Annotated in this window: 21 protein-coding genes and 1 tRNA gene; 11 read left to right on the plus strand and 11 right to left on the minus strand. The window is 34.9% G+C overall.

Features of this window, described 5'->3' with window-relative positions:
- Positions 1-281: 281 nt before the first annotated feature.
- The 4 genes from QWY91_RS15170 to QWY91_RS15185 all read right to left on the minus strand — a co-directional run bounded on the left by QWY91_RS15170 (position 282) and on the right by QWY91_RS15185 (position 6726).
- The gene (locus tag QWY91_RS15170) at positions 282-1322 is read right to left on the minus strand and encodes an AI-2E family transporter (protein WP_290236350.1); all 1041 of its coding nucleotides are present in this window, start codon (positions 1320-1322) and stop codon (positions 282-284) included.
- Between the two features lie 152 nt (positions 1323-1474).
- The gene (gene polA / locus QWY91_RS15175) at positions 1475-4300 is read right to left on the minus strand and encodes a DNA polymerase I (protein ID WP_290236351.1); all 2826 of its coding nucleotides are present in this window, start codon (positions 4298-4300) and stop codon (positions 1475-1477) included.
- Positions 4301-4415: 115 nt separating this feature from the next.
- Positions 4416-5732, minus strand: a complete 1317-nt coding sequence (locus QWY91_RS15180) for a sugar MFS transporter (protein ID WP_290236352.1) — start codon at positions 5730-5732, stop codon at positions 4416-4418.
- Positions 5733-5751: 19 nt separating this feature from the next.
- Positions 5752-6726, minus strand: a complete 975-nt coding sequence (locus tag QWY91_RS15185; protein ID WP_290236353.1) for an isoaspartyl peptidase/L-asparaginase family protein — start codon at positions 6724-6726, stop codon at positions 5752-5754.
- Positions 6727-6928: 202 nt separating this feature from the next.
- On the opposite strand from QWY91_RS15185, the gene QWY91_RS15190 reads away from it, so the two are divergent.
- On the plus strand, positions 6929-8143 hold the full coding sequence (locus QWY91_RS15190; RefSeq protein ID WP_290236354.1) for a metallophosphoesterase: 1215 nt from the start codon (positions 6929-6931) through the stop codon (positions 8141-8143).
- 120 nt (positions 8144-8263) lie between these two features.
- Positions 8264-8560 carry a thioredoxin family protein gene (locus QWY91_RS15195; protein ID WP_290236355.1) on the plus strand — a complete coding sequence of 99 codons (297 nt, stop codon included), beginning with the start codon at positions 8264-8266 and terminating at the stop codon, positions 8558-8560.
- Here the strand turns inward: QWY91_RS15195 and QWY91_RS15200 are convergent.
- Both QWY91_RS15200 and QWY91_RS15205 read right to left on the minus strand, forming a co-directional pair.
- Complete coding sequence (locus QWY91_RS15200; protein ID WP_290236356.1) at positions 8557-9204, minus strand: polysaccharide deacetylase family protein; 648 nt, start codon at positions 9202-9204, stop codon at positions 8557-8559. The genes QWY91_RS15195 and QWY91_RS15200 overlap by 4 nt on opposite strands.
- Before the next feature lie 54 nt (positions 9205-9258).
- The gene (locus tag QWY91_RS15205; RefSeq protein WP_290236357.1) at positions 9259-12564 is read right to left on the minus strand and encodes a glycosyltransferase family 117 protein; all 3306 of its coding nucleotides are present in this window, start codon (positions 12562-12564) and stop codon (positions 9259-9261) included.
- Between the two features lie 233 nt (positions 12565-12797).
- Between QWY91_RS15205 and QWY91_RS15210 the strand changes: the two genes are divergently transcribed.
- Positions 12798-12870 (plus strand) — tRNA-Gln (locus QWY91_RS15210).
- A gap of 48 nt (positions 12871-12918) precedes the next feature.
- On the opposite strand, the gene QWY91_RS15215 is transcribed toward QWY91_RS15210, so the two are convergent.
- On the minus strand, positions 12919-13686 hold the full coding sequence (locus QWY91_RS15215) for a helix-turn-helix domain-containing protein (RefSeq protein ID WP_290236358.1): 768 nt from the start codon (positions 13684-13686) through the stop codon (positions 12919-12921).
- 30 nt (positions 13687-13716) lie between these two features.
- Positions 13717-14853, minus strand: a complete 1137-nt coding sequence (locus QWY91_RS15220) for an MFS transporter (RefSeq protein WP_290236359.1) — start codon at positions 14851-14853, stop codon at positions 13717-13719.
- Between the two features lie 211 nt (positions 14854-15064).
- Here QWY91_RS15220 and QWY91_RS15225 point away from each other — a divergent pair, with 211 nt between their 5' ends.
- Positions 15065-16858 carry an SLC13 family permease gene (locus tag QWY91_RS15225; RefSeq protein WP_290236360.1) on the plus strand — a complete coding sequence of 598 codons (1794 nt, stop codon included), beginning with the start codon at positions 15065-15067 and terminating at the stop codon, positions 16856-16858.
- A 2-nt stretch (positions 16859-16860) separates the two neighbouring features.
- Here the strand turns inward: QWY91_RS15225 and QWY91_RS15230 are convergent, their stop codons facing one another.
- From QWY91_RS15230 to QWY91_RS15240, 3 genes are all read right to left on the minus strand, one after another.
- Entirely contained in the window at positions 16861-17433 is a 573-nt protein-coding gene (locus QWY91_RS15230; RefSeq protein ID WP_290236361.1) for a YceI family protein, read from the minus strand.
- 72 nt (positions 17434-17505) lie between these two features.
- Complete coding sequence (locus tag QWY91_RS15235; RefSeq protein ID WP_290236362.1) at positions 17506-18786, minus strand: hypothetical protein; 1281 nt, start codon at positions 18784-18786, stop codon at positions 17506-17508.
- 21 nt (positions 18787-18807) lie between these two features.
- Positions 18808-19344 carry a YceI family protein gene (locus tag QWY91_RS15240; RefSeq protein ID WP_290236363.1) on the minus strand — a complete coding sequence of 179 codons (537 nt, stop codon included), beginning with the start codon at positions 19342-19344 and terminating at the stop codon, positions 18808-18810.
- A gap of 303 nt (positions 19345-19647) precedes the next feature.
- On the opposite strand from QWY91_RS15240, the gene QWY91_RS15245 reads away from it, so the two are divergent.
- From QWY91_RS15245 to QWY91_RS15275, 7 genes are all read left to right on the plus strand, one after another.
- The gene (locus QWY91_RS15245) at positions 19648-20121 is read left to right on the plus strand and encodes a UpxY family transcription antiterminator (protein WP_290236364.1); all 474 of its coding nucleotides are present in this window, start codon (positions 19648-19650) and stop codon (positions 20119-20121) included.
- 330 nt (positions 20122-20451) lie between these two features.
- Complete coding sequence (locus tag QWY91_RS15250; RefSeq protein WP_290236365.1) at positions 20452-21453, plus strand: mannose-1-phosphate guanylyltransferase; 1002 nt, start codon at positions 20452-20454, stop codon at positions 21451-21453.
- Between the two features lies 1 nt (position 21454).
- On the plus strand, positions 21455-22051 hold the full coding sequence (gene cysC / locus QWY91_RS15255) for an adenylyl-sulfate kinase (RefSeq protein ID WP_290236366.1): 597 nt from the start codon (positions 21455-21457) through the stop codon (positions 22049-22051).
- A 14-nt stretch (positions 22052-22065) separates the two neighbouring features.
- Positions 22066-22971: a sulfate adenylyltransferase subunit CysD gene (gene cysD / locus QWY91_RS15260; protein WP_290236367.1), complete on the plus strand. Its 906-nt coding sequence runs from the start codon at positions 22066-22068 to the stop codon at positions 22969-22971.
- A 38-nt stretch (positions 22972-23009) separates the two neighbouring features.
- Positions 23010-24269, plus strand: a complete 1260-nt coding sequence (locus tag QWY91_RS15265) for a sulfate adenylyltransferase subunit 1 (protein ID WP_290236368.1) — start codon at positions 23010-23012, stop codon at positions 24267-24269.
- Between the two features lie 41 nt (positions 24270-24310).
- Positions 24311-25084, plus strand: a complete 774-nt coding sequence (gene cysQ / locus QWY91_RS15270) for a 3'(2'),5'-bisphosphate nucleotidase CysQ (protein ID WP_290236369.1) — start codon at positions 24311-24313, stop codon at positions 25082-25084.
- A 45-nt stretch (positions 25085-25129) separates the two neighbouring features.
- Complete coding sequence (locus tag QWY91_RS15275) at positions 25130-26524, plus strand: nucleotide sugar dehydrogenase (RefSeq protein WP_290236370.1); 1395 nt, start codon at positions 25130-25132, stop codon at positions 26522-26524.
- The last annotated feature ends 67 nt before the right edge of the window (positions 26525-26591 follow it).

Raw genomic sequence — 26591 nt, forward strand, 5'->3', positions numbered from 1 at the left:
GATAGTCAAAGATATACGTTTTTAGCTTGAATGTCTTTGTTTCTCGCTTCGGAAATGGAAGATGTTATAATTATTTCTGATGTATTTTGTGAGTTCTTACTAAAAATCTCAAAAAAATTTACAATTCAGATTTATTAAGGTGTTGGTAGCACAAAAATTTGTTTGTCATGGAACCAATTTATATGAAAACTTCAAAATCAATTTTATTTTTCTGAAGTATAAAGGCAATAACTTATGTCTAGAAATATCTCAACTGATTTTTACAAAAACTGAAATATAATCTACTTCTCACTATATTTTTCCATTGGCTTAACATAAAGTTCCTGTACCAATATAATAAGAATTAGCATAAGCGGAGTAGCAAATATGATTCCCCAAATACCCGTTAATGCTCCAACAAAAATTTGAGAAATTATAATGAGCGCCGGTGGTATTTTAATAAGTCGTTGCTGAGCTCTTGGAGTAATAAAGCTACTTTCAAATAATTGTATTGCTGAATACATAATAGCAACAATAAGTGCTGTAGTAGGATCCTCAGTAAGTGCAACTAGCACTGCAGGAATCATGGCTGCTAAAGGACCAAAATTAGGTATGAAATTTAGGACTCCTGCTATAATCGCTAAAGTTAGCCACATAGGCATGCCCATAATTGCCAAGCCGATTGCAGTTAATACGAATACCGCTAACATGGCAATAAATTTACCAGCTAACCATTTTGTTAGTCCGTTTACCAGGCGTTTCAGGATATCGTTGGCTCTGTCTCTTTTGGAAGGTGGAATTAACTTAACAACACCGTCTTTATAAATATATGGTGAAACAGTGAAAAAGATTCCTATTAATAATATGATATAAATATCACCAATTCCTCCAAAGGTGGTCATAAAAAATCTGGAAAGAAATGCGGGTAATTTGTCAGAGGACTGAATCTGTTCTAATTGATGCGAAACTTCACGTCCCAGGCTACTTCCGTTAAGGGAATCCTGTGCATTTTCTAGTAAAGTTGGAAAAGTCTCTTCCATTTTTGCAATTTCAGAAGAAACAGTTGCTCCAATAAGCCAGAAGATTCCTGCCACTATTAGAACAATACCAATAACAGATGTTAAAAGCGATATTTTAGAACTCCAGGAAGTTTTTTTCTGAATGAATTTACTCAAACCTCTAAAAAAACAAGCAATAAGACTTCCCGCTAATATTAATATTAGGATGTCGAAAGTTGCTTCTAAAAGAAGAAGAATAATTGCAATTAAAGAAAAGATAAGACCTACAATCCAAACTTTCTTAACGAAAGAATATTGCGGTTCAGATGGTTGATTGGCAGGCATTTTTTTGGTCTGGAATTGAAATTTCTTCCAAGTTATCAAAGTTTTGCCCCAACTATCTTAACGAATGCTTAATTTTAAGCTAGTGATGTACTGAATAACTAAATTTTAAGTTTTGCTCCAGAAATCTTTGCCTGTATAAATTAAAATTCTGTTTAATGTGCTTCCAGCCAATCTTGCCCAACTCCTAAGTCAACATCTAATGGGACACTAAGCGAATATGCGTTTTCCATTTCAGTTTTGATAAGACTTTTGATCATTTCAAGTTCTGGTTTGAAAACATCAAAAACCAATTCATCATGTACCTGAAGAAGCATTTTTGTTTTAAACTTTTCCTCTTTCAGTTTTCTCTGAATATTGATCATAGCTATTTTTATGATATCGGCAGCACTTCCCTGGATGGGTGCGTTCACAGCATTACGCTCTGCCGCGCCTCTAACTACCGCATTCTGAGAATTGATATCTTTTAAATATCTTCTTCTGCCCAAAATCGTTGAAACGTAGCCATTTTCTCTAGCGTAAGCAACCTGATCTGCGATATAATTGCTGAGTTTTGGATAGGTTTTGTAGTAGGTATCTATCAAATCTTTAGATTCGGCTCTGGTTAAGCTTGTTTGATTGCTCAACCCAAAAGCAGAAACACCGTAGATAATTCCGAAGTTTACCGTTTTTGCATTGCTACGTTGCTCTCTAGTCACCTCTTCCAATGGAACATTAAAAACCTGAGATGCAGTGGAAGCATGAATATCTTCACCGTCTTTAAAGGCTTTAATCATGGTTTCTTCTTCACTAAGAGCAGCGATAATACGTAATTCTATCTGCGAGTAATCGGCAGCTAATAATATATATTCTTCGTTTCTTGGGACAAAAGCTTTTCTAACCTGTCTGCCGCGTTCGGTACGAATCGGGATATTTTGCAAGTTAGGATTGTTAGAACTTAATCTTCCTGTAGCCGCAATAGTTTGCACATAATCGGTATGTACTCTGCCGGTTTTTTCAACCTGTCCCGGTAAAGCATCTACATAAGTGTTTTGCAGTTTTACGAGTCCGCGGTAATCAAGTACATATTGAACGATTTTATGCTCTTCGGCTAAATAAGAAAGTACATCTTCGCTTGTAGAATATTGGCCGGTTTTGGTTTTCTTCGGTTTTTTAACTAACTCTAATTTTTCAAAAAGGATAATTCCCAATTGTTTAGGAGAACTGATTTTGAATTCTTCTCCTGCTTCTTCGTATATTTTAGCTTCTAAATCTTTTATATCGTGATCTAAAGCTTCAGAAAGTGAATTCAGGAAATTCAAATCTAGATTTATTCCTTCAATTTCCATATCAGAAAGCACTTCTACCAACGGCATTTCAATCTCATCAAATAATTTTCGAGTGTTGGCTTCAGCTAATTCTTTTTCGAAAAATTCTTTAAGCTGAAAAGTAATATCGGCATCTTCAGAAGCATATTCGGTTTGTTCGGCTAAAGGAACATCACGCATGCTTTTTTGATTTTTGCCTTTTTTACCAATTAATTCTGAAATAGGTTGCGGACTATAATTTAGATAGGTTTCTGCTAAAATATCCATGTTATGGCGCATATCAGGATTAATTAGGTAATGAGCGATCATCGTGTCGAAAGTCTTCCCTTTAATCTTTATGCCGTATTTATCTAAAACTTTGATGTCATATTTTAGGTTTTGACCTACTTTTTCAATTTCAGGATCTTCAAAGAACGGGCGTAAAAGTTCAATGAGTTGTTGTGTTTTTTCGGTGTCTTCTTCAAACGGAATATAATATCCTTTCCCTGCTTCCCAAGAAAACGCAATTCCTACTAGCTGTGCTTCAAGCGGATTAAGGCTTGTAGTTTCAGTATCAAAACAAACCGATTTTTGCTTCATTAATTTCTGAAGAAACAATCGGATACCTAAACCGGTGTCTACTTTTTGATAAACATGCGCCGTGTCTTTTAGCGTTTTTCTACTATTGGAGTCCTCTATTTTTTCTGAATTATCGCCTCCAAATAAAGAAAATTGTCCTGCGCCAGCAACCTGTGCATTTTGCTTAGCAGAAGGAGAATTGGTAACCTGAGTTTGGTTACTTTCAGTTTCTCCGCTAAATAATTTTATAAATTGATCTTTAAGTCTTCTAAACTCCAGTTCATCAAAAATAGATTGGACTTTTTCTGAATCTGGCATAGAAAGTTCGTAATCTTCAGCATGAAATTTTACGTCACAATCGATAATAATTCGGGCAAGCTTTTTTGATAAAATTCCTTGTTCAGCATTCGCTTCAACTTTCTCTTTCATCTTACCTTTTAGCTTATCGGTATTTGCTAAAAGCTCTTCCATAGAACCAAATTGTTTCAGGAATTTCTTGGCGGTTTTCTCACCGACACCAGGAAGACCAGGGATGTTATCTACAGCATCTCCCATCATTCCTAAAAAGTCAATTACCTGTTCTGGTCGCTCGACTTCAAATTTTTTCTGAACCTCTGGAATTCCCCAAATTTCTATACCATTACCCATTCTAGCCGGGCGATACATGAAAATATTTTCTGAAACCAATTGCGCAAAATCCTTATCGGGAGTTACCATAAAAACCTGATAATCCTCTTTTTCGGCTTGTTTCGCCAAAGTGCCTATAATATCATCGGCTTCGCATCCGGGAAGTTCTACAACAGGAATATGCATGGCTTTCAGGATATCCTGAATTATAGGAATAGCTTCCTGAATTGGCTCTGGCGTGGCGTCTCTATTGGCTTTATAATCTGAAAAAAGTTCAGTTCTAAGCTGGCTTCCTTCTTTATCGAAGCATACCGCCAGATGATCTGGTTTTTCTCTTCTTATAACATCAAAAAGAGAATTCATAAACCCCATTATTGCTGAAGTATCGAATCCTTTAGAGTTTATTCTGGGATTTTTTATAAAAGCATAGTATCCGCGAAAGATCAATGCGTACGCATCTACTAAGAAAAGTCTTTTTTGAGCAGCCATATTTACTGAAATATTTTATCTGTATCTTCCCAAAACTACGAAGATAATATTATACAAAAAGAAAACCGTTCATTTTTATGAACGGTTTTTATATATGTTATTGATCTTATTTGTCTTAAACTTCTACCTGTCTTTTGCGATTTATAAAACCATAAAAGAATATATAAGCATACGCAATCATTACTAAAAAGAATGCGATACCAAATCCAAATCTATCGGTCAAAAACCCAAAAGAAGGCGGTAATACCGCACCACCAACGATCATTGTACATAAAACTCCCGATCCTTGTGGTTTATCATCTCCTAAACCATCTAGTGCTAAACTAAATATTGTTGGGAACATGATAGAGTTAAATAATCCTACAGAAATTATCGTAATCATAGCAACTATACCAACAGAAAGATTAGAAATGTTAATCATTAAAAATGCACAAAATGCGAATGCACATAATACTAATGCCGGATTAAATTTCTTAGTTAGATACGACCCTATAAATCGGCCAATCATAGCCGCTGACCAATAAAAGGTAACAAATACACCAACTACAGCCATATTGCTAGCTTCTTCTAATCCTGAATCTAATATCCATTGAGCGATATTACGTAAAAAAGGAGTAGATTTTATTATTTCAGATAACTCCAGATTTAGAAAGTAATTTACCATATAGCTTCCTAAAGCTACCTCAGCGCCTACGTAGAAAAATATCCCGAAAGCTCCCATTACAAGATTTCTGTTTTTCAGAACACTTCTGTAATCATTAGACGCAGCTTTATCTCCTACTTTAGGTAAGTTAACGAAAGCAAAAACTAAAGCGATCACCGCTATAAAAATTGCAATACCAACAAATGGTTTTTGTACAGCGCCTGCTTCAGATATATAATAGGCTTTTTGCTGAGCAGCAGATAATGCTTCAATTTCAGAGGTAGTCATTACTTTATCTTTCAGAATAAATAATGCGCCAATCGCTGGTGCAATTGCGGTTCCTAGAGCGTTAAAGGCTTGCGAAAGATTTAATCTACTTGTAGCTGATTTTTCTGGGCCTAATATCGTTACATATGGATTGGCTGCCACCTGAAGAATAGTAATCCCTCCTGCTAGCACAAAATAACCAACCATAAATACCCAAAACAATCTAAAAGATGCTGCAGGCCAAAATAGCAAGCAACCAGCAGCCATAGTACTTAAGCCTAAAATAATACCCTTTTTATAACCAATCTTAGATAAAATATATCCCGCAGGAATAGAAAGTAAAAAGAAAGCACCAAAAAAAGCAAACTGCACCATTCCTGCCTGAAAGTAGCTTAAGGTGAAAACTTCTTTTAATCGAGGAATTAAGGAATCTACTAATACAGTGATAAATCCCCAAAGGAAAAATAAAATGGTTAAGAAAATAAATGCGGTACGATGCGACTTGTTTGTGTTGTTACTCATAGTGGATTAAGACTTTCTTTTAAAGAAAGCTTTTACATTTTACATTTTTATTTTGGTTATCCTGATACTTGGCGTACGAAAAACCATCGTGAATAGCATAACCGCCAACCTCACCAGCTTTATTTATAGCAATAAAGCAAGCCTGGAAATCTTTATGGTTAGCATTCTTTTTTACAATTCTTTCAACGGCTTCTTTGCAGGCTTGTTGTGGAGATCTACCGTTTCTCATTAATTCTACTACTAAAAAGCTACCTACGCTTTTCATGATTGCTTCTCCCATGCCTGTGGCAGCAGCACCGCCAACTTCGTTGTCTACAAATAAACCTGAGCCAATAATGGGAGAATCTCCCACACGGCCATTCATTTTATAAGCCAAGCCAGAAGTGGTACATGCACCTGCAATATCACCATCTTTATCCATGCAAAGCATGCCTATCGTATCGTGATTTTCGATATTAATGATAGGTTTGTATTCTTTTTCTTTAAGCCATTCTTTCCAGGCTTCTTTGGATTGATCGGTTAAAAGATCTTGTTTTTTGAAGCCTTGCTGAATAGCAAATTGTAAAGCACCTTCTCCTGCAAGCATTACATGTGGAGTTTGTTCCATCACCTTTCTTGCAACAGAAACAGGGTGTTCAATATTTTTAAGATAAACCACAGATCCTGCATTTCCGTCTGGATCCATGATGCAAGCATCTAAAGTTACATTCCCGTCACGATCTGGAGCACCTCCATTACCTACGGTGGTATTTTTTAAATTAGATTCTTCAATCATCACACCTTGCTCTACAGCATCAAGAGCCGAGGTTCCTTCGGTTAAAAGTTCTCCTGCTTTTTTTGTTGCTTCATGGAAATTCCACGTGGCAATGGCGATAGGAAGAGATGCTTTTTCAGATTTTTGAAATTCGGAAATATTCTGGGCGAAAATAGAAGGGGTGGCGCTTATCGCAGCTCCCGTGATTCCTGCCTTTTTTAAAAAGTTTCTACGTTTCATAGTGCGTAGCTATAAGGTTTTAGCTGAGAATTAGGCTGGAAAGGTAGACTTTACGGGGTAAATTTACAATTTTAGCGCTGTTAATTTTAAGGAATTTTGATTTTAAGCCTAGTGTTTATAAGGGTTATTACGTTAAATTAATTTTAAAGAGGGATAATAAAGAATTGATTAAAAGTACCTTCGTTAAAAATCTCGTTCAATTATGCGCTGGCTGTTATTTATTGCCTTCTATTTGCTTATTGATATTTATGCCTATCAAGCTTTAAGAAGTTTGAACCGTTCCTGGTGGGTTACTATAATTTATATTCTTATTAGTGCCGCAGTAATTGGTAATTTTATATATCAATGGCAAAGTGCAGGTGGAGGTTTTTTTAGTGCAATTGGATTTGCTTTTGGGATTGTCCTTGCATTTTTACTGGCTAAAATTGTCATCGTACTTTTTCTTTTTGGAGAAGATATTACACGATTTTTTATTGGAGTTTTTAAAGCATTTTCTGGAAGTGGATATAGCGCGCCCGGAAGGCGAAAATTTGTGAGTCAGATTGCACTCGGTTTAGCTGCGATTCCTTTTGTTTCTGTTTTATACGGAATGTTTAAAGGGAAATATGATTTTAGGGTATTAAACTACACATTGCATTTTGAAGATCTTCCCGATGCTTTCGATGGCTACCGAATTGCCCAAATTAGTGATGTACATAGTGGTAGTTTTGATAACCATGAAAAGGTTTCCTACGGAATAGATTTACTTAATAAACAAGAAGCTGATGTGGTTTTCTTCACTGGGGATTTAGTAAATAATATGGCTACTGAAATGAATGATTGGAAATCACTTTTCAGTACAATAAAAGCAAAAGACGGCGTTTATTCAATATTAGGAAATCATGATTATGGCGACTATGTAGATTGGAGTAGTGCGGAAGCAAAAGCGCAAAATCTGGATAAATTAAAAGCTACGCATGCCGAGATGGGTTGGGATTTGCTCCTTAACGAACATCGGTATTTAGAAAAAAACGGGGAGAAAATCGCCGTTATAGGTGTAGAAAATTGGGGAGGTGGCCATTTTAAAAAAGCCGGAGATTTGGATCTTGCCGGTAAAAATGTTGCTGATAAAGATTTCAAAATATTGCTAAGTCATGACCCATCCCACTGGCAGGAGAAAGTGAAGCAGCATAATAAATTCTATCACTTAACGCTAAGTGGTCATACCCATGGTATGCAATTTGGAATAGAGATTCCCGGTTTTATAAAATGGAGTCCGGCGAAATATCGTTATAAAAACTGGGCAGGAATATACCAAGAGAATGAGCGGTATATTAATGTGAATCGCGGATTTGGTTATTTGGCTTTTCCCGGCAGAGTAGGGATTTGGCCAGAGATTAGTGTTATAGAATTACGAAAAGGAAAAGCTTCAGCATAATAAGGATTAATTATTATATTTGGTTAGCGTCTGGGAGTTGTAATTAAAGAAAGAAATCACCTTTAAATAAGGTGTATGTTGAAAAATTAAAATCTCGGGTATCGAGTAAAGCGCAATTTTATGTCAAAATTTGGAGAATTAGTAGGGTCTAATGTACCTGTACTTATCGATTTTTATACGGAATGGAATGAAGCTTCTGTAAAAATGCATCCTATTTTAAGGGATGTTGCTTCAGCTATTGGTGATAAAGCGAAAGTAATAAAAATAGATGTAGATAAAAATACACAGCTGGCTGAAGCCCTTCGTGTAAAAGGTCTACCAACGCTTATGATTTACAAAAGAGGAGAAATGATGTGGCGCAAAAGCGGGGAACAGAATGCAGAGGCTATTCTTTCACGTTTAGAGGAATACGCTTAATAGAGTGCCTTAAATTCCCATCCTTTTTCAGCATATTCTTTTAATATTCTGGGGAGAACATATTTGAGATTTTTTTCAGCTTTTAAACTGTCGTGAAATACAACTATGCTGCCCGGGCGTATTAGTCTTTTTGCATTTTTAAGGCATTTCTCTTCATTATAGTCAGTATCGAAATCTCCCGTAATTACATCCCACATTACAATTTTGTAACCGAGTTTGGTGATTTCAGCAGCATGTTTATTTTTAATCTTTCCGTAGGGAGGTCGAAACAATTTTTCTTCGGAAGTCAATAAATTTTGAAGCCGAGATTGTATGATTTCCTCTGCTTTTTTGAAATTCTCTAAATAATCTGAAGTCGATGTCTTCCAGCCATTCAAATGGTTGAAGGTATGATTTCCTATTGCGTGTCCTTTAGCTTCAATTTGACGAAAAACTTCAGGGTGCTTTCTAATATTGTCTCCAATACAGAAAAAAGTAGCTTTTGCGGCATATTTTTCAAGTTGTTGTAGCACCCACGGAGTAACTTCAGGAATTGGACCGTCATCGAAACTTAAATACAGCGTTTTTTCCGTAGTAATTCTCGAAAGTCTTTTTGGGTAAAGCTTTTTTAGAATCCAGGGATATTTAAGTATAAAACGATTCATAAAAAGAAGGTCTCAAAATATCGAATTTAGATGTTCTGAGACCTTTTTATTTGTTTATTCAACAGGATCAATTCTTAGGGAATCTTGAGCTGCTTGGCCCTGGTTAAGTTCCTGTTCTAATTCTTGCTGGCGTAATTGATCTGCCGGAGATACTTCAGGTTCGATACCTTCATCTTCTGCATAGAAATGCTGGAATTTCTTTAGGTAATTGTTGAACTCTTCAGCTTTCTCTTTCATGATTTTTTCATCCTGATTTCTAACCAAAATGTCAACCAGACCACGGTAACGTTCTACGTCGGTAAAAATTTCTTCAGCATATCTTCGTTGTCTCTCGAAACTCCAAGTGCTGTACCAATCCAGATTTTGCTTATATTTTTCAGCAACTTGATTCCAAAGATCTCGTGCTTTTTCATCTTCTCCAACTTTGTAGTAGCCATTAATAAACGGTTCTAAAAGCGTATAATAGCCGTAATAATCTACCGGCATATTTTCCATTCCTAAATCAAGAATTTCTTTTGCACGTTCCTGATCGCCTTCGTTTAAAAGGTTCTCTATTAATCTTGCAAGATTACTTCTGTAGGTGATGGAGTTTTTACGTGTTTCTGGATCGTGGTAGATATTTGGATCTCCCATATTACCCCAATCCCAGTTCTTCACCATGTTGTACATCTTGTCGGTATTTACCCTTCCCATATCAAATGGGTTTCTAGGATTAACCGGTGTTTTAATCGGTACAAGTTTGTAAGCTACTCCTTCTAGTTGAAGGTAATCTTTCATCCATAAATAATCATCATCACCGTAGCTTCCACCGGTAAAATAAATTGGACGTTCCCAATTGTTGTTAGCAATAATGTCCAACATTAACAATCTGTTTTTATAGATAAGATTTGAACCTATTTCTATATCTATATGATCAACAACCTGATCGGCTTCGCTAGGATCTACGATTCCGTTATCAATTACAGTTTGTTTATTTACCGGAATTCTAACATGTTTAGAAGGATACGTGTTGAAAGTTTCGGCTTCAGAATATTCTAGTTTTGTTCTAGCATCGTCGCTTTCAATGTAATTCATCCATTGTTTGATATTTAGCGTGTCCTGGGTAACTTCTCGGCCGATCACAATATCGTTTTGACCGGAATAGAAATCATGCTCTAATTGCGAAGGTATTGGATCACTATCGAAAGATTTTCGCTTCATCTGGTCGATATACCAATCGGTTGCAAATAAACTTGTATTTACAACTCTTACGTCCATCCTGTAACGCTCAACCTGCTGCGCGTACCAAAGCGCAAAGGTGTCGTTATCACCAATGGTGAATATTATTCCGTTTTCGTCTACAGAGTCCAGATACATTTTCGCCATGGCTAAGGCCGAATATTTATCTGAACGATCGTGATCGTCCCAGTTTTGGGCTGCCATGATAGCGGGTACAATTAACGAAGCAGAAATCACAACCGGAGCCACAATTTTTGGTGATAGATAATGCTTCAGTTTATCGTAAATCGCATAAACCCCAAAACCTATCCACATCGCAAATACGTAAAACGAACCTACTAATGCGTAATCTCTCTCGCGAGGTTCAAATGGTCTTTCATTCAGATAAATCTTAAGCGCTATACCCGTGAATAAGAAAAATACAAGTAATACCCAGAAGTTCTTTTTATCACGGTTTAAATGAAAAAAGAAACCTATAAATCCAAGTAAAAATGGTAAGAAATAGTAGGTGTTTCTAGCTGGGTTGTTTTTAACATCATCAGGTAGATTGTCCTGAGGGCCTAAGTGCCATTCATCAATTGGCGTAATACCACTTAGCCAGTTTCCATGCAAATCGGTGTATTTACCTTGAATATCATCTTGTCTTCCAACAAAATTCCACATAAAATACCTCCAATACATATAACCAATTTGGTACTCCAGTAAGTAGGAAATATTAGCTGAAGTTGTTGGTTTTTCAACATCAATATAATCACTAAATTGTTGAAGAAATTTATGATAATCTGAATTATCTAATTCTCCGCCAGAATAGCGTTGTTTAAATTGAGAAATAGCTTGCATTAAACGTTCTTCTCCCTGATATTCTGGTTTAACGGTGAATTTGAGTGCTCCCGTTAAATCCATATAATTTGAAGCATGCTCTGTACTCCACATTCTTGGTAAGAAAGTTTTGTGATCGTCATCCAGATTTTGCTTCGTATTTTTCCAGTTATTGGTGATCACATACTTGCCAAGCTCTTCGTTTTTCTCGTATTTAGGTTTTTTATCGCTATACGGATTATCTTCATCTAAACCTGAATACATCTCAGACCATTGTGGTCCAAAAAACAAATGTGTTTCGCCGTATTGTTCTCTATTATAATATGCTAATAATTCACGCGCATTATCTGGGCTGTTTTCATTAATAACAGTCGGTGCGTTAGAACGTATAGGTAACATGATCCAACAAGAGAATCCTATCAAGATAAAGAGGATACAATGTAATAGCGTGTTTATTTCAGTCTTCTTGTTTTTGATACTCCAATTAATTCCGAAGTAAAAAGCAGCAATAACGACTAAGAAAGCTACTATTGTACCGGTGTTAAAAGGCATCCCGAGCGAGTTCGTAAAGAAAACCTCTGAAGCAGAAAAGAAGGTTAGGGTATAAGGCAGAAGTAATTTGAATATAAACAGAAGAACTGCTACCACCACAACATTGGCAATGATAAAGTTCTTGATCGTTACCTTAGGATAATTTTTAAAGAAATATAGAAATCCAATCGCAGGAATCGTAAGAAGTCCCATAAAGTGAATTCCGAATGTTAGTCCGGTAACTAAAGATATTAAGATTAGCCATTTATTACCACGGGTTTCAAACATATCACGTTCCCATAATAATCCAAGATAAAACATGAGAGACATTAAACATGCTGCACCAGCGTAAACTTCAGCTTCCACCGCGCTAAACCAAAAGCTATCAGTGAACGTGAATGCTAAAGATCCAACAGCTGCACTCCCAAGAATCGCAATTTGTCCAGAAGAACTCAGTGTATTTGCAGGTCCTGAAATTTTACGAATAAGTAAAGAAACTGACCAGAACATAAACAGCACGGCAAAAGCACTGGCTAAACCCGACATAAAATTTACCATTAATGCAATGTGGGCATTATCTGGAGCGAAAGTAGAGAAGAAGGCACCAAGCATTTGGTATAGCGGTGCACCCGGTGGGTGGCCTACTTCTAAATTAGCTGAAGTTGCAATATATTCTCCTGCATCCCAAAAACTGGCTGTAGGTTCTAGCGTTGAGCTGTAGGTAAAAAGGGCGATAGCAAAAATCACCCAACCGGTGATTATATTCCACTTTTTAAAGTTGAATTTTGTCATTTTCGGTAATGTTGAATCTTGTGTGGCGAATTTAGTAATAAAATTAGGAACGTCTGAATAACGCTTATCTAAAGTGTTTATTTTTTCATGAATCCAGAAAAGTGCTGAAATTCTTGAAATTAGTATGCCTTTAAAAGCTACGCTAGAAGCAGTTTAAATTAATTTTTATATTTTTTTTGAAAAATATTTGTGGAAATGAAAGTTTGTTTTATATTTGCACCCGAAATAATTACTGGCCTATGGTGTAACTGGCAACACGTCTGTTTTTGGTACAGAAGAGTCTAGGTTCGAGCCCTAGTAGGCCAACAAAGCTTCAAACAATAGTTTGGAGCTTTTTTTTTGAATATATTTTAGCTATTGCTGATGCGTTTCTCGAAATTCCTTAGGGCTTCTTCCTTCAAATTTTTTAAAAAATCGACTAAAAGAAGCGGATGAATTGAAATGAAATTGATAGGCAATTTCTTTTATTGAGATATTCGAATTCCGAAGTTCTCTTTTAATCTCAGTAACACAACGCTGTTGAATTATCTGTTTAGCAGTGAGATTTAATTTTCCTTTTAAAATTTGATTCAAACGTTTTGGGCTAACGCCTAATTCCTTTGCGTAAAAATTTGCAGTATTATGAGTTTGGTAATTTTGTTCCATCAGCTTTAAAAATGTATAAACACGCTTTTGCTGAAGATCTTGCTCTAAAAATTTCCCTTTTTGATATCGTATTAGGTTTAATAAGATGATTTTCAGAAATGATTTCACTATCAGATAAGAACTATTGATCTTTTCGTATTCCTTTTTTAAAAGTTTAAAAACTTTTTCTAATTCAGACCAAATGTAATTGCTTAATGGTAATCTTTGATTTTTAGTTAAATTGAAAAGATTGAGAATGTCTAATGCATATTCAGGATCGTCTTCTTCTATAAAATCGCGATCAAATAAAAGAACCAAAATTTTTTCGTTTTGTGTATTCGCTATTTGGATAGCTTCATTTATTGGGATGAAATGAGCAACTACATTTTTCTCTTTTTGGATAAAAACTATCCCAAAGCCATTATTCGGAAATAGAATTCTAGAAATGTTTTTGGCTTCAGTAATTTCTATTTTTTGTTTCCAGGTATCAGTGTCCATTATTTTAAAATGATAAACACTCAAAGTTACTTATTTAAACTTTTTAAAAAGAATTATTAATAGTATACTCACAGCAATTCCAATAAAACCAACATATAAAAAAGAAATATTCATACTTGTTGGCAAAAATTCTGTAAACGTAGCGCAAAATTGACCTGAAAAAACCATCATAGAATAGAGCCCTAGATTTTTACCTCTGTTTTGAGAATTACTATTATCTACTATCATATGGTTGAGTAAGGGAACAGTAAAACCAAAGCCAATTCCGGTAGCAATTACTCCAAGGCCCATTAACCAGCTTGCGCTAGCTAAGCCAAATACAAAATATCCTATACTAAAAAAGAAGAAACCTAAAGACACTGTGTTGTTAGATCCAACTTTTTCAATAATTTTAGGGAGTTGGCTTGCAACAAGTACCGCTATAAGTGATATTGAAGACATAAAATACCCAGTATAAGATTCCGAGAAATTAAATTTTTCCGGTAAATAATGCGGTAAGTTTACATAACAAACAAAGAAAATTGCCATTGAAAAAAATGAGCCAATTAAAATAGGATATATAGTTCTGTTTTTTTTAATGGTTTTTGTTGAATTTTGATTTTCAGTAGTAGTTGTACTCGTAGTTTTAGGTAAGCTCTTCCAGCTTAAAAAGAAGAATAGAATGGCTATCAAATAAATATAAAAAGGATATTGCCAACTTTGTTCACCTAAGAAGCCTCCTAGTGAAAGAAAAATGACACCACCCAACTCTATAGCCATACCTTGCCATGCAATAATCTTCAATCGCTCTTTACCTTCATATAATTGTGCAATGAACGTCGTAACCGATATTTGAATTGCTACACAGGCAGCTCCTAATAAAAGACGGTCTAAAATTAATAAATAATTATTCGTTAAAAATAAACCGATAAAGCCTAGTATTCCGTACGGAATTAAGCCGAGGCTAAGGAGTTTAAAAGGTCCTATCTTATTAATTAATCTCCCTGCAATTAATGAGAAAAAGACAACTCCTAATGATGGTAAAGTAACTAATAATCCAGGAGCAAAGTCAAACTTTAAGTTTTTTACAATCTCCGGGAGGGCAGGAGCAATAACAGAACCTACCATTATAGTTAGACTGCTGTTTAAAAGAATTGTGCTTATGGTAAAAATGGAGCCTTTTTTCATAGCTGCAAAGTTCTATCTGAATAATTGAATTTAATTTGCATTTTTGATAAAATCCTTTTCAATTTTGGAAATTTTAGAGTCTGAATTTCTTTTGAGTTTTACCTGCTTTATAAAATTCAATTCTTTTTTATTTTGCTTGTAAAACTTCTAATTAATCTTAATATTTGTTAATTAAAGTTTACTACCCCCACAATAGCTTAAAAAAGTAAAGATGACAGTAGGTATAATTGTTACCATTCTTGTGATTATAGGAGCAATTATTCTTTTTGCTATTGAGCTAGTTCCTATTGATTTGGTAGCGCTCTTGGCTATGATAATCTTAGTCCTCTCTGGAGTTATTTCGCCGCAAGAAGGTGTTGATGGTTTTAGTAATAAGGCAACTATGACAGTTGCTTTTATGTTTGTTTTGTCTGCAGCACTTTTAAAAACTGGAGCTTTACAAATAATGGCGCATAAATTGTCTGCAATATTTAGACATAGATTTAATTTAGGAATTGTATTAATGATGGTTCTTATAGCGGTAATATCGGCATTTATCAATAATACACCGGTGGTTGCTGTCTTTATACCAGTAATTATTCAAATAGCGCATTCTTCAGGACAGAGTCCATCCAAGATGCTTATCCCTCTTTCTTTTGCTTCAATTTTCGGAGGAGCTTGTACTTTAATCGGAACTTCAACTAATATCCTAGTAGGTAGTATAGCAGAAAAGGAGATAGGACTCTCTATAAACATGTTTGACATGACTTTTTTAGGTCTTATTTTTTTAGTTGTCGGTCTTGTTTATATGATTTTTTTTGGTGTTAAAATACTTCCTGATAGAAAAAGAGAAAAGAGCCTGAAGGATAAATTTCGGATGGGGGATTACCTCACGGAAATAGAGCTAATGAAAGACTCTAGTTCTGTTGGTGAAAAGATTATGGATTCCGATTTAGTTAAGGAATTAGAAATGGATATCATTGAAATTCGTAGAAATGAACAGAAGTTTACCTTGCCTGCAGGTGATTTTATTTTGAAGTCGGAAGATGTTTTAAAGGTTAGATGTGATGTTCAGAAAATTAAATTTCTAAAGGATAGAGCTAAAATTTTAATTGGTACTTCTATAAAGATAGGAGATGATGATTTAAAAGGAACAAACTCAACTATAGTTGAGTTAGTATTAACTGCAAATTCAGAGATTGACGGTAAGACCTTAAAATCAATGGATTTTAGAAGAAGTTATCGAGCTATTCCTTTAGCTATTAGACATAGAGAGGAAGTACGTCATGACCATCTTTATGATGTTAAACTAAAAGCCGGAGATGTAGTACTTGCTGAGGTAAAAACACATTACGTTAAAGAATTGCGTAAGAGAGGAAGTTCGCAGAATGCCCCTTTTATAGTGCTTTCTGAAGATGTAATTACCGATTTTGATAAAAAGAAATTTTATACAGTAATCAGTGTGATATTAGGAGTTATTCTTTTAGCTGCTTTTAATGTTCTTGATATCATGGTAGGCGCCATTACCGGAGTTACATTGCTTGTGTTGCTGAAAACAATTTCTATGAAAGAAGTGTATCAGGCAATCAACTGGAAAATAATTTTCTTATTGGCAGGGGCATTGAGTATGGGGACTGCGATGAGTAATACTGGTTTAGATGAAATGATTGCGAATGGCCTAGTTTATAGTCTAGGAGGTTGGGGCCCGGTAGCCATTGTTTCCGGGTTGTATATAGTAACCTCTTTACTTACTGAAATCATGTCTAACAATGCTGCTGCAGCATTATTAACACCTATAGCCATTGCAACCGCCTTAAATTTAGGTTTAGATCCCATGCCATTTTTAATGGCTATTATGTTTGCGGCATCAGCAAGTTTTATGACTCCCGTTGGCTATCAAACCAATACGATGGTTTACAGTGCGGGGCAATACAAATTTAAAGACTTTCTTAAAGTAGGTAGCCTTTTAAATATCTTGTTTTGGATTATAGCTACCGTAATGATTCCCCTTCTTTATCAATTTTGAATTCAATTTTCAAAATATAGATCAAATTCTATTTGGATTTCTTCTTTGACTTTAATTAAACCGAAAACTTTTTTAGGAGGTTCTAATTTAAAGTCATTGATGTTTAGAAGAATGGTTCCTTTATAATTTGAAGTAGTCTGATCTATTTGCACGGGAACTTCAAATTGTTTTGTTACACCTGCGATATTTATTTCGATTGTAATTTCAGCAGATTTTAAGTTTTTAAACTGAAGTTTTTTCAAATTCAGTAAAATATAGGGGAATTTTTCAGCCTTCATTAAAGCCTCAAAATCTTTATTTATTGGTCGACTTCCACAATCAAAAGCCTTGGAATTTAATTTTAAGGTAGTGTTCTTGAAGGTTAGTGCGTTTTGTTGTTTGTTGTAAATAACTTTTAGGTGATCTGGTAATTCATCGGAATTAAACTTGCAGTTAAAACTATTAATATTGGTATCTCCTGTAATATAAAGCCTTGAATTCTTTGAGATCTTAAGATTTTTTTGCTCAGTAGATTGAGCAAAGGATATTTGAATTCCGAAAAAAGCAAAAAGCAATATGTATATGTAAGTTTTCATCGCTAAGGGGATCTGATTAAACAAGAAAAGGAGAACGATAAATTCGCTCTCCTTTTTCCAAATTGAATTTATCTAAAAACTAATCACTGCTTCAACCGTTGCACCATTAAATTTACCTTCATTTAAAATGCTTGTTTGACTAAAGTCATCATAATTTTGAACTACATATTCAGCTTTCAAAAGAATGTTTTTTGTCATAAACCATCCTGCGGCTGCCTGGAATCTGTTGATGTTTATGTCTTGTCCTGAAGGATCTTCAGCATCAAGCATATTATAACGGGCACCTACATAAATGTTTTCATCAAGTCCAAATCTGTAAATTAGCTCTCCTGCATATTGGTTAGCAGTTCTCTCATCAACTTCAGCGCTAGCTTTTCCAGTAGCAGTTTCGATGGTTCCGAAGAATTCAAGACCTCTGTATTTTACAAAAGGATTAATCATAATAGCAGTTATTTCGTTAGCAAGTTTAGGGTCGTATCTTGATGCTCTAAAGTCGTCACTTTCGCTACCTAGTGCCTGCATTACGTTATAATATCTTGCTCCAGATCTATCTGCGCTATACAAGTAGGTGTTTGGGATATAACCGGTGTTGTACATAGATCCAGTAAGACGAACACGTAAATCATTAGTAATTTGTTTGTCGTACCCTAATTTTGCAAGGAAAGATGCGCCTCCTGTTTTGTTATATTCATTTTCTTCTACCGATTGGTTTAATTTACCGTTGGTAAAACCAACCATTCCTATAAAGCCATTACGACGGTAGTAAAGCTCAGCCCCTACTTCAGTAGTAAAAGCATCCATAATTAAGTTTCCTACAAATGGATTATAAATAGCTTGTGCATTATCTGTTCTTCGGAAATGGGCATCACCATAGTTGTTTTCCATATGTCCGATTTTAATAGTGGTGTATTTCATAACATCGTCTAGGAAGCCTTCCTGAACGAAGTCTAATTTATCGACTACTAAATATCCTCCTTTTACATAAGGTTCATGGTGGTGTCTTGATGATAAATATGTACGAAGGTGCATTCTAACTCCGTCATATAGGGCAACATCTAAATCGAAGTTAGCGGTAGGAAGATTAAAGTTTTCTCCAATACCTTGTATTTGATAATTTTCAAGATTTGCGTTTTCGTTATCTATAGCTTGGAACTGTAAAGCAAACGCTCCTCCAATTCTAACTTTTAATCCGTCAAAAGTAGAAACGGTATCTTTTGGAGCTTCAAAAACGTTTATGCCAGCTCTATCAGGTTCGCGATAGTTATCAAGGCTTCTGTTTTCTTGTGCTTGCATAGAGCTCACGCCAAGGAATAAAAAGGAAGCTAATGCGGAGATTTTAAATATAGTTTTCATATTGTTTGATTTATGAATTAGTTATTGTTTGAATTGAAAATTGAAGTTTACCGTTACCTCTTCTCCGGTTTTAATGGTGCCCATCAAAGCTGTTGGAGGTTCTACACCGTAATCGGTCATATTGATAGTTTGCTTTCCTGAAATTTTGATGATTTGATTAGAATTTTTTATACTTATTGGTATTGAAACTGTTTTTGATTTTCCGTTCATGCTGAGTGTGCCAACTATTTTGTTTGCGTGTACCTCTTTTGAAGTGAATTTTACTTTCGGATGATCATCTTCGTTCAATGCTTTATAAGCATTTTTGTCCATACCACCCTTTCCGCTTTTTAAAGATTTGATAGGAATTTCAATATTAATTTTAGAGACTTTTCCTGCTTGACTTTCTATATGTCCGACGGCAGTATTAGATGTCATTTCCCAGTCGTGGATATTAGAAGTTCCTTCTACCACTATATTTGATTTGATAGATTTGAGATTTTGACTGTTTACATTGAATCCTGCAAAAACTAGAAGGATTATGGTGATCACTGAATAATTAAGGGATTTGGTTCTCATGGCTTATCTGTTTTGTTTGATACAAATTTCTCATAATAAGCCCTGAGAATTTATGATTAATGTCATGTTTTGCCGAAATCATAGGTGTTTAGTGGGGAGTTGTTAACTATTTCGATATAGTTGTTTTTTTGATGAACTAAGCCTAAATGAAAAATTATGTCATATATTTTTCCTGATGTAATTGAAAAGATTTTATATTTACAGCTTCATTTTTGAAGCTATGATTCCTATAGAAACTTCCCCAAACAATGTTTCTAGTGATATTCCCCAAAAATAGCTTCTTTTTCAAATTAAAAATTTACTATGCCTTGGTATGTAATAATAACAAAGCCTAAGTCTGAAATCAGAACATCTGAGATTTTAGAAAATATGGGTGTTGAAGTATTTTGTCCAGTAATTGAGGAAGTACGACAATGGAGCGATCGAAAAAAGAAATTTATTGTTCCTTTATTTCGTGGCTATATTTTCGTAAAATTATTAGATAAGGAGCGTTCTGTAGTTTTTGAAGTATCAGGAGTGTTAAAATATTTATTTTGGTTAGGTAAACCTGCAACAGTTCATCAAAAAGAAATTGAAGTGATCAAAGAATGGTTATGTAATGAAACTATTAATAATATTAAAGTTTCGCAATTTAAACCTGGAGAAAGTATAAATATTAAAAACGGTGCTTTTAAAAATAAAAAGGCTGTTATTCAGGAAATAAGTAAAACAAAGTTGAAATTAGTTCTGCCAAATTTCGGAATATTTTTAACTGCTGACATTAATGAACTTATTTAGGTTTACAAATACTGCATCATTCGTAAATTAACAGTTTGATTATTGAAAAATCACTCAAACGTTTCGGCTGTTTTTGAAAATATAGTAATAGTAAAAAATTGTTAATTTTTCATTTTGTTAAATTAACATTTATTTATAGGTTAGTGTATTCTAAATAAATAGTTTTGGATTTCTATTTTATAGAAAATGAGGTCGATTTTTATACAAATTTAACTCCTTCTTTTTTTATTCTAGGAAGTTAAAAGTGAATTACTTGAGTGATTTTATCTGTGACTCTAACGGCGAAGCCGTGGAAAATTTTATCTTTAAAGTAAATTAATCAACGAAAATATGAGTACTACGTATCATGTTGTATTAACGGGTGGGGTAGGGAGCCGTTTATGGCCACTTTCCAGAAAATCCAGACCCAAACAATATTTAGAAATATTTAAGAATGATTCTTTATTCGAGCTTGCTGTAAAAAGAAATCAAAAATTTTCCGACGGACTTATAGTAGTAGGGAATAAAGACAATCGAAATCTTTCCATCAAAAGTTTAGAAAAACTTGGAGTGGATAATTATCACGAAATAGTCGAAGCCACTCCCCGAAATACTGCTCCAGCAATAGCTTTTGCTGCGTTTCAGGTAAAAGCAGATGACATATTAGTGGTGACGCCAGCAGATCATATTATCAAGGCAGACATTTTTTATGATAAAGCAGTTACGAATGCAATCGAATTAGCAAAATCGGATAATATAGTAACTTTCGGAGTGAAACCCACAAGACCTGAAACAGGTTATGGTTATATAGAAAGTGACGGACAATCTGTACTATCTTTTCGTGAAAAACCAAACTTGGAGACTGCTAAAGATTTTTTACAAAAAGGTAACTTTTTATGGAATAGCGGTATGTTTTGCTTTAAAGCAGGTGTGTTTTTATCAGAGTTAAAAAAATACGAACCCGAAGTCTTTGAAAATTCCAAGTCAGCTTTTGAACAGACAGAAGAAGGAAGGCTTAGCGAAGAATTATCGATGCAAATACCTTCCATAAGTGTAGATTACGCCGTCATGGAGCGCAGTGAATTAATAAAGGTAGTTGATGCTGAATTCGACTGGAGTGATATGGGAAGCTTTGAAGCTGTTTATGATTATTTTGTAGAATCAGGATATCCTGTGGATGATAACGGAAATATGGTGATTGGATGCGAAAAATTCACAGCTTTTGTTGGAATAAAAAATTGTATTTTTGTAAATACAGGTGATGCCACTCTAATCTTATCTAAAGAAGCTTCGCAAGACGTGAAAGGTGTCTATCAAAAATTAAAAGAATCAAATTCAATCTTAGTTGATTAAAATGAAGAACATAATTCCTCAAGATTATCACATTTCAAGAAATGATCGTGCTTCTTCTAAGAAGCACCAATCGCTTGTTGTTTGGTTTACCGGATTGTCTGGATCGGGAAAATCAACATTGGCGAGTTTAGTGGAGAACGAATTATACAAACGTAAAATTCATACCTATTCACTTGATGGGGATAATATTCGAGGAGGGATAAATAAAGGTTTGGGCTTCAGCGCTTCGGATAGGGAAGAGAATTTACGTCGCATAGCCGAAGTTGCTAGACTTTTTGTCGATGCTGGTGTTCTTGTAATAGGCGCATTTATTAGTCCATTAGAAGAAGATCGAAATAAAGTTAAGAATATTATAGGTAAGGATGACTTTATCGAGATTTTCGTAGATACTTCAGTAGAAGAGTGCGAAAAAAGAGATGTGAAAGGTCTTTATAAGAAAGCAAGAGCCGGAGAAATTAAGAATTTTACTGGGATTAGCGCCCCTTACGAAAGGCCTTGTAATCCAGATATTATTATTAAAACCGAATCTTCCTCGATTGAGGAATCTATTAATAAGGTTATTAACTATATTTTGCCTAGAATTGAATTATCTAATTAATGTAACAACTTATTATGAGTAAATATTATTTAAATTATTTGGACGAGTTAGAATCTGAAGCTATTTATATACTGAGAGAAGTATGGGCACAGTTCGAAAATCCGGTGATATTATTTTCGGGAGGTAAGGATTCAATATTGGTTACCCATTTGGCAAAAAAAGCGTTTTATCCGAGTAAAATCCCGTTCGCTCTTATGCACGTCGATACTGGGCATAATTTTCCTGAGACGATTAAGTTTAGAGATGACTTAATAGAAGAATTAGGTGTTAATTTGATTGTTGGTTCTGTTCAGGATGCTATTGATAAAGGAAGAGTGGCCGAAGAAAAAGGGAAAAATGCAACAAGGAATGCTTTGCAGATCACGACATTATTAGATGCTATTGAAGCTAATAAGGTGGATTGTGCTATAGGAGGTGGACGTAGAGATGAAGAGAAAGCAAGAGCTAAGGAACGTTTTTTCTCACATCGGGATGATTTTGGACAATGGGACCCTAAAAACCAACGTCCAGAACTTTGGAATTTATTAAACGGAAAGCAGTTTGAAGGCGAGCATTTTAGAGCTTTTCCAATAAGTAACTGGACAGAGATGGACGTTTGGAATTATATAAAAAGAGAAAACATTAGCATACCATCCTTATATTTTGCTCACGACAGAGAAGTTGTTAGAAGGAATGACTCATGGATACCAGTATCAGAATTTCTAATGCTTGAAGAAGGTGAGGAAATAGAAAAAAAGAAAATACGTTTTAGAACCTTAGGAGATATTACAATTACAGGAGGAATAGAGTCTGATGCTGATACGCTTAGTAAAATTGCTCAAGAAGTCTCAGCTATGCGTAAAACAGAACGTGGTGATCGATCGGATGATAAGCGGTCAGAAACTGCAATGGAAGATCGAAAGAAACAGGGATATTTCTAAAATTAGTATTATCACTTTATTTATTCAAAAAACAAAACATGGAAATTAAAGACAATAATCAACTACTTCGATTTACTACTGCAGGAAGTGTAGATGATGGTAAAAGTACGCTGATAGGAAGGCTCCTTTTCGATTCTAAATCAATATTTGAAGACCAACTGGCTTCTGTTACTGCTACCAGTTCTAAAAAAGGGCATGATGGGGTTGATTTAGCGCTGTTTACAGATGGTCTAAAAGACGAAAGAGAACAAGGAATTACCATAGATGTCGCTTACCGTTACTTTACTACACCAAAAAGAAAGTTTATAATAGCGGATACCCCAGGACATATTCAATATACGCGTAATATGGTTACTGGTGCATCTACTGCTAATGCAGCAGTTATACTAATAGATGCTAGGCATGGAGTTATTGAACAAACGAAACGTCACTCTTTCATAGCTTCTTTATTAAATATACCTCACTTAATTGTTTGCGTAAATAAGATGGATTTGGTTGATTTTGCCGAAGAAAAATTTGAACAAATATCTAAAGAATTCGAACAATTTTCTTCTAAGCTTTTGATGAAAGATATCCGGTTTATTCCCATTAGTGCACTTATTGGTGATAATGTTGTCAATCGTTCTGAAAATATGCCATGGTACGAAGGAGGAACATTATTGAATATTCTTGAAACCTTACATATAAGTAGTGATATAAATAAAATAGACGCTCGTTTCCCCGTGCAAACGGTACTACGTCCACAAGATGATGGGAATCGGGACTATAGAGGTTACGCTGGTCGAATTGCTAGCGGCATATATCGGAAAGGAGATGAAGTTGCAGTTTTACCTTCAGGTTTCACCTCTAAAATTAAGTCCATGAACGCTGGAGAAAAAGAGGTGGAAGAAGCTTTTGCTCCAATGTCCATTTCTATTACTTTAGAGGATGATATAGATATAAGTCGTGGGAATATGATTGTAAAGAAAAATAATCAACCGGAATCTTCACAAGAATTTGACGTAATGCTTTGTTGGTTGAATAATGATGCTGCTAAGCCGAGAGCGAAATATGTGATACAGCATACTTCAAATGAGGAAAGAGCTATTATTAAAGAAGTGGTTTATAAAATGGATATAAATAGTTATGATCGAATAGAAGGGGATTCAAACTTAAAAATGAATGATATTGCTCGCGTAAAGATAAGAACAACCCACAGGCTTATGGTCGATTCTTATCGAGACAATAGAAACACGGGTAGCATCACGCTAATTGATGAGCAAACGAACGAAACAGTAGCGGCAGGAATGATCGTGTAATCTATTGACTAATTTTTAAAAACAAAACCTTGAAGGATTTAATGAAAACCGCAATTCTTGCTGCTTTAGGAGCTGGGAAAAGAATTATGGAAATATATAACCATGAAAATTTTGGTATAGATTTTAAGAGTGATGATTCGCCTTTAACAAAAGCGGATTTGGCATCTCATAAGATTATAATGACGGCTTTGAAGAAAACAAATATTCCAGTGCTTTCAGAAGAGGGTCGCGATATCGACTATTCCGAGAGAAAGGTTTGGGATCAATTATGGATAGTGGATCCAATTGATGGAACAAAAGAATTTATAAAAAGGAATGGTGAATTTACTGTTAATATTGCTTTGATAGAAAACAAAAAGCCAGTTCTAGGGGTAATATATGTTCCTGCTCTTAAAGATTTATATTTTGCTTCTAGTGATGGTTCTTTTCATGTTAAAGACATAGATTCGAACACCACCTTTGATGATATAGCCGGAAACGCAACAAAAATTCCCGTTTATAAACCAGAAAAGGTATATACTATCGTCTCTAGTAAGTCACACTTGTCTAAAGAAACACAAGATTTTATAGATAAGGTTAAATCACAAAAGGGAGAGATTAAGACAATCTCAAAAGGTAGTTCACTTAAGCTGTGTATGGTAGCTAAAGGTGAAGCCGATTGCTATCCAAGATTTGCCCCCACGATGGAATGGGATACTGCAGCGGGACAAGCTATTTGCTCTTTTGCGGGTAAAAGAGTTATTGACCAAGAGACAGGTGAAGAAATGCTATATAATAGAAAGGATTTACTTAATAACTGGTTTATAGTGCAATAGTTAATTATCAGTAAAACTTAAAAAACTTTTATATCAATTTAAATTATGAAAATCAAAAATATCTGCTGTATAGGTGCCGGGTATGTTGGGGGACCAACAATGTCGGTTATCGCTCAAAAATGCCCGGACATAAATGTAACTGTGGTAGATCTTAATGAAAAAAGAATTGCAGCCTGGAATGATGAAGATGTAGAAAATATACCGATTTACGAACCGGGACTTTCAGCTGTAGTTTCAGAAGCAAGGGGACGCAATCTCTTTTTCTCTACAGATGTTGATGAAGCCATCGATAAAGCAGATATGATATTTATTTCGGTAAATACGCCAACCAAAACATATGGTATCGGTAAAGGAATGGCGGCTGATTTAAAATGGATAGAATTATGTGCGCGACAAATTGCAAAAATAGCTACTTCGGATAAAATAGTAGTTGAGAAATCTACATTACCTGTAAGAACCGCTCAGGCGCTTAAGAATATTCTTGAAAACACTGGTAATGGTGTGAACTTCCAGATATTATCAAACCCTGAATTTTTAGCAGAAGGAACCGCAGTAGATGATTTGTTAAACCCTGATAGGGTTTTAATCGGTGGGGATATCGATAATGAAAAAGGCAGAGAAGCTATGCAAGCTTTGGTTGATGTATATGAACATTGGGTTTCTAATGATCATATTTTGACCACTAATGTTTGGTCTTCAGAATTATCGAAATTAACGGCCAATGCTTTTCTAGCTCAACGGGTTTCAAGCATTAATGCCATGTCTGAATTATGTGAAGTGACTGGTGCCGATGTTAATGAAGTTTCTAAAGCTGTAGGAATGGATTCTAGGATAGGAGCAAAATTTCTAAAAGCCTCCGTTGGCTTTGGAGGTTCTTGTTTTCAAAAAGATATTTTAAATCTGGTATATATAGCCAAAAGTTTTGGATTGAATGAAGTAGCTGATTATTGGGAGCAGGTGATTATTATGAATGATCATCAAAAAAGACGTTTTGCTGCTAATATTGTAAGAACCCTATATAATACGGTTTCCGGAAAGAAAATAGCAATGCTGGGTTGGGCCTTTAAGAAGGATACAAATGATACTCGTGAAGCCGCATCTATATATGTTGCCGATTATTTGTTAAGTGAGCAGGCAGAAATTGTTGTTTATGATCCAAAAGTTACTGAAGAGCAGATCTATGCAGATTTGGATTATCTAGGTTCGAGAACAGGCGAGGAGAACAGAAAATCAGTGAAGATTGTCAATACAGCGGAAGAAGCTTGTGTTGATGCTCATGCTGCTGCCTTAATGACCGAATGGGATGAATTTTTAGATCTTGATTGGGATGCTATATATGATGAAATGTTAAAACCGGCATTTTTATTTGATGGAAGGAAATTGCTGAATAAGAAAGAAATGATTGATTCTGGTTTTAAATTTTATGCTATAGGGAATTAATTAAATAATGATATAAGATAATTCATTTTATCAATAGTTAGACTTAATTTTTAGACATGGGTAAAAA

It is taken from the genome of Zunongwangia endophytica, from assembly GCF_030409505.1.
Taxonomy (GTDB): domain Bacteria; phylum Bacteroidota; class Bacteroidia; order Flavobacteriales; family Flavobacteriaceae; genus Zunongwangia; species Zunongwangia endophytica.